Below are 4,476 nucleotides of genomic sequence, written 5' to 3'. Positions count from 1 at the left end.
ATACCCGCTGATTTTTTGGCTGCCGAACGCGGGATGTTCAGATTTCAACTGGAGTATTTTATCTATTACTGCTGGCGGCTTTTTTATTAACTCTACACTGCTCCACTGCCGACGGTTTATTAGCCCTTCCGCTCCTCGTTCATCGTATCTATTTACCCAATCGTTGATTGTTGTCCTCGGTATCCCGGATAATTTACTTATCTGCTCCTTGTTGTAGCCACGTTTCGCTAATTTCACCAACTCCAATTTATAATCCGCACTGTACCGCTTCCTTCTGTTATCACATCTACCCATATTGACTACTCCCTTTTTAGGGTCAGCAGTCAACCAATTCTTTCAAATCCCGTGTCCAATTACCTTCTGGGTGAGATAGATCCTGATTTTGACCCTGACGATAACAAAGATCTATAACATTGAAATTCCTAGACATCAAGTTATAATAAAAAAGGGTTGGTAGTCAACAAATCAAACCTCCCTTTTGTTCAATAAGCTCGTGGGGAGCACAACTACGTGGAATTGGTGTCATATCAAATCGCTTAATAATCGTTCCATCTCCCACTCGTTGAACCAATCTTTTCTTTGTCCCATCAAGCACAGTGCTTTGTTAATTTTTGGGTTTTTTTGAGATGTTTTACCGTCTCAAAAAAGCATACTCAAAAAAAATCTAGATCTTTTATGTAAAATTTTGTACAATTTTACCATGGTCTTACGACCACACATTTTTTTCAGGAGGTAAAACCATGGTAAATTTTGTTTCAACTCCACCAAAAATCTTAACAAACTTCCTCAACAAATTCCAAGATATTTTTTCAAAACCTACTTTCTTAAGCTTTTCTGTTTATGTTTTAAGTCTGTTTTTGGAACTTAAAAGAACAAATATTCAAACTATTGCTTCCCGAAACTTTTTTGCTAATTATGAAAACTTATAGTACTTCATTTCCGAAGCAAAATGGAACGAAGAAAAACTTAATACCTATCGCATCCAAATTCTTGAGTCAAACCGCACAACCAAAACCTGTCCCAAAGGTGTTCTCGTTATTGACGATACCGGCTGCAAAAAATGGGGCTTCAAAACTGAAGGTGCTCAAGTTCAACACTACGGTACTGAAGATATCATCACAAACTGCAATATCGTTGTCGCTTCTGCCTATTGTGATAACAAAAAATCTTTCCCTGTAAATCTTAAACCATACATACCAAAAGATGATCCACTATTTGAAAGAACTTTTGAAGATTTCAAAAGTAAAATTGAACTCGCTGAAGAACTGGTTGAAGATGCTATTGACAAAGAACTTAACTTCTCCGATATAGTTGTTGATACCTGGTATTTCTCCAATGACTTTGTCGCATTTATACAAGAAAAAGGTCGAACCTTTATTACAGAAGCGCCGGTTGATAGACTTATCTCTTACCGCGGAAAATGGACACGCGCAGATGAACTTGTTAAACTCATCCCCAGCGATAAACTTCGCTGGGTAACGGTATCCACTCCACACGGTAAGAAAAAAGGCTTTTATACTTATCGCTTCAAATCAAAACTTAAAGGACTTAAAAGAAATTTTCTTGTTGTCCTTGCCGTCGGAAATTGGAACAAAGATGATCCAAAAGATGTCCATATCTATGTCACAAATTATCTCTCATATTCCTATTCTGTTTTTTCTCTGATTTTGATAATTTCATTTTAAATTTTTTTTAATTGTTCGGATATTTGTATGTTTCCGAATTCTTTTGGAGATAAAATTGAGAGTTGGTCTAAAATTCTCTGTCGGGATAACCAATTTGTTTAATCACCAGATAATTACCAAAATCGCCAAGTAAACGCCAACTAATCGCCAAGATTTTTTAGAATACAACAAACACTCCTGCCTCTACCATTGGGCTTCAAGATACTTTTCTCAACTATTTTTGCATCATTTTTGCATCAATGAAAAGTCTATATTGAATGTTTCTTTTACCGGTGCCTTCCATTTTAACAATGCTTTTTTTAACAAGGTCTTGCAAATCTCTCATTGCTGTTATACGATTTGTATTTATCAATAACTGATACTCTTTGTTTGTGATTTTCCCTTTCTCCTTCACATACACTATAGCTTTTATTTGTCTTTCGTTTAAACCGAGTTTTCGGAGATATTCCTCAGTCAAAATATCTTTTCTGAATATCACTTTGAAACTTGAACCATCGTCTATAAATTCTGGTTCGGGGAAATTTATTTTCTTACATTCATCAATTATTTTTAATGTTCCTCTACCCCATTTTTCTATATACCCAGCATAATAAAATGCTTCAGCAATTTTACAAAATTGCAGCACGGGTTGGTTTATTGTCTTTTATAAGTTCAAGTTTTCTTAGCACATCTAATGGGGTTTCAGTGGCTGGAACCGGTCTTCGGCCTGTGGTATTGCAAAGTTGAATAAATTTTTTAACTTTTTCTGTATCAATATCATTAATTTCTGCACGAGTTTCTTGAATTTCATCCCAGGTTGTTCCGACACTTTCAAGAACGAGTTTCGTTATATCCTCCCAATTCATCTGACGGTTAGTAGAACTGACTCGTTTGTAATATCTACCTTTGAAACTTACAGGTTTTATTTGGCTTTCAGAAATTTGCAGAATAGCAATTGGTTTATCTTTGGTGAAGAGTTTTTCAACTTTTAGTCGTGGTTTTGGCTCTATTGTCTGTGAAATTTGGTTTATCCAATTGTTGATTGATTCTTTACCCAACTAAATACCTTTTACCATTTTCTTATCATTTATGCCGATAATAATATTGCCACCTTTAGTATTCGCAAATGCGCATACAGTTTCAAAGACATCTTTATCAAAATTTTGTTTTAATTCTACTGTGTCTGACTCGCCGGATTCAACAATTTTTGTAATTTGTTCTTTATTCATCAATAAATTCCTGAATAGAAAGTGTTGTGAGGATGACAATATATTAATTTTATCAATGATTTTGCGACGACAAAAATAAAAAACGGGGATGATGGCACTCTTACACCACCATTTTTTACCATTTCATTCCCATTGTATGTGGTGCAGATACAGAATGGGCAAATTACTCTAAGTCAGGAGCGCCAGAAACCACCATCTCAAAAAGAACTAATAGAAACAAAACTTAAAATCCTATTTCCAGAAGAGCCTAAAACATTTGCTGAAAAGCTCAAATACTTCAGAATTAAAAACAGTCTACTTCAAGAGGACCTTGCAAAAAAACTTGGTCTAAATGTTGCTACAATCTGCCGCTACGAAAGAAACCGCACTCACCCTGCCCCAGAAATTATCCATAAACTCTCAAAAACCCTAAAAACAAACTTATCCAGTTAAAATCTTTTCCTTCAGGTATCATTATTAGGAAGGATTTTGTATTACTTCCAATTACTTAAGTTAAAGCATTTGCAAGTGCAAAATGTATATCTTCGTTTAGATAAAACTTCATATTCTTGCTCTTGTTTTATTAATCAAGTTTGGTGGGTATTTTTTCTTACAATATTCTTCACTGTTTTCTTTTATATATCGCTCAATTTCTTGCAGATGCATGTGGTAGTACGATATTGCATCATGAACCTGAGCAGGATTTAAGTGCGGAAGCCCTGCTAAAATGTCTTCAATTGAAAGTCCCATTTTGTAGTATCCAATGATTGACCGCACGGTTGTTCGTGTTCCTTTTATTATGGGTTCTCCACCACAGATTTTTGAGTTCCTTACAATGTATGGATGTTCAGTAGGCTTCTCTTTAGTAAGTACTTGTTGCATATGCTTAACCTCCAATTTCTGAAAAACTCGTCGTGTAACTATTCTTATATGCAAAATTTAATGTTTGATTTTATTATATCATATTTAACACAAAAAGTAAAGAAAAAATTTTGTGTGCTTTTGAGTCAACATTTAAATGAACAGCTAAACTTTTAACATTATATTCACCAGATACAGTTGCAGTTGATTTTGTGGTAGTTCATTTTTAGTTGGTGCCAGATGAATTTTGTTTCTTTACATAAGGCAATTTTATGATAGTTGTATTCGGATTTCAAATAGTCAATAATAGTTGAGTACATCTTAAATCTAATTTCAGAATTTATTCTTTTACCCCAGTTGGAGTTTTCAGAGAGATATTTTGTCCAGGAAGTATCCGTGCAGTTATTGATTGTGCTTGGGTAAGAAATATTTTTGTGTGTTGTATGATTTTAATGAACTACCCTGTGGCAAAGCCACAGGATATCTTGTTTCAAAACAACCGTAGTTGCCTCAAATCTTCTTTGGGTTTATCTTGTTTCTGAATGTATTCTTTATCATATTATTTTTTACTTGCAACTTTCTATAAGGTGACCCTGTGGATAAATTCATCGCCAGTAAGCCCAGTCGGATGTTCAACTCTTCATTTTTGAACAGCAACCGCTCTAACCCACGGTGAACTTTTGAAACACCGATGAACCCTTCAATCTTACTCCGGCTTCGCTGTTTCCACTTCACCCATTTTT

The 4,476-nt window shown here is 34.8% G+C and carries 6 protein-coding genes and 1 pseudogene; 2 read left to right on the top strand and 5 right to left on the bottom strand.

What is annotated here, in order from left to right:
• The coding region (locus AB1349_12965; protein ID MEW6558235.1) for a helix-turn-helix domain containing protein at window positions 1-294 on the bottom strand (294 nt) is incomplete at its 3' end.
• A 641-nt stretch (window positions 295-935) separates the two neighbouring features.
• On the opposite strand from AB1349_12965, the gene AB1349_12960 reads away from it, so the two are divergent.
• Window positions 936-1,685, top strand: coding sequence for a transposase (locus tag AB1349_12960; protein ID MEW6558234.1), 750 nt, complete (start codon window positions 936-938; stop codon window positions 1,683-1,685).
• Between the two features lie 214 nt (window positions 1,686-1,899).
• Here AB1349_12960 and AB1349_12955 read toward each other — a convergent pair whose 3' ends face one another.
• On the bottom strand, window positions 1,900-2,310 hold the full coding sequence (locus AB1349_12955) for an ATP-binding protein (protein MEW6558233.1): 411 nt from the start codon (window positions 2,308-2,310) through the stop codon (window positions 1,900-1,902).
• Window positions 2,294-2,893 (bottom strand): annotated as a pseudogene (locus AB1349_12950) (RNA-binding domain-containing protein). Before AB1349_12950 ends, AB1349_12955 begins: the two are co-directional and overlap by 17 nt.
• Before the next feature lie 138 nt (window positions 2,894-3,031).
• Between AB1349_12950 and AB1349_12945 the strand changes: the two are divergent.
• Window positions 3,032-3,325, top strand: a complete 294-nt coding sequence (locus AB1349_12945) for a helix-turn-helix transcriptional regulator (protein ID MEW6558232.1) — start codon at window positions 3,032-3,034, stop codon at window positions 3,323-3,325.
• A 108-nt stretch (window positions 3,326-3,433) separates the two neighbouring features.
• Here AB1349_12945 and AB1349_12940 read toward each other — a convergent pair whose 3' ends face one another.
• Both AB1349_12940 and AB1349_12935 read right to left on the bottom strand, forming a co-directional pair.
• On the bottom strand, window positions 3,434-3,754 hold the full coding sequence (locus AB1349_12940) for a DUF433 domain-containing protein (protein MEW6558231.1): 321 nt from the start codon (window positions 3,752-3,754) through the stop codon (window positions 3,434-3,436).
• 489 nt (window positions 3,755-4,243) lie between these two features.
• Window positions 4,244-4,476: hypothetical protein (locus tag AB1349_12935; GenBank protein ID MEW6558230.1), on the bottom strand; the 233-nt coding region annotated here is incomplete at its 5' end.

Source organism: Elusimicrobiota bacterium (genome assembly GCA_040757695.1).
Lineage (GTDB): Bacteria > Elusimicrobiota > UBA8919 > UBA8919 > UBA8919 > JBFLWK01.
Note: the sequence above shows the minus strand (reverse complement) of the source record. Positions and strands in the feature narration are given on the sequence as shown.

Excerpts from the sequence above, each read along its gene's own strand:
- AB1349_12940 (MEW6558231.1), bottom strand. The coding sequence starts at position 3,754 with ATGCAACAAGTACTTACTAAAGAGAAGCCTACTGAACATCCATACATT.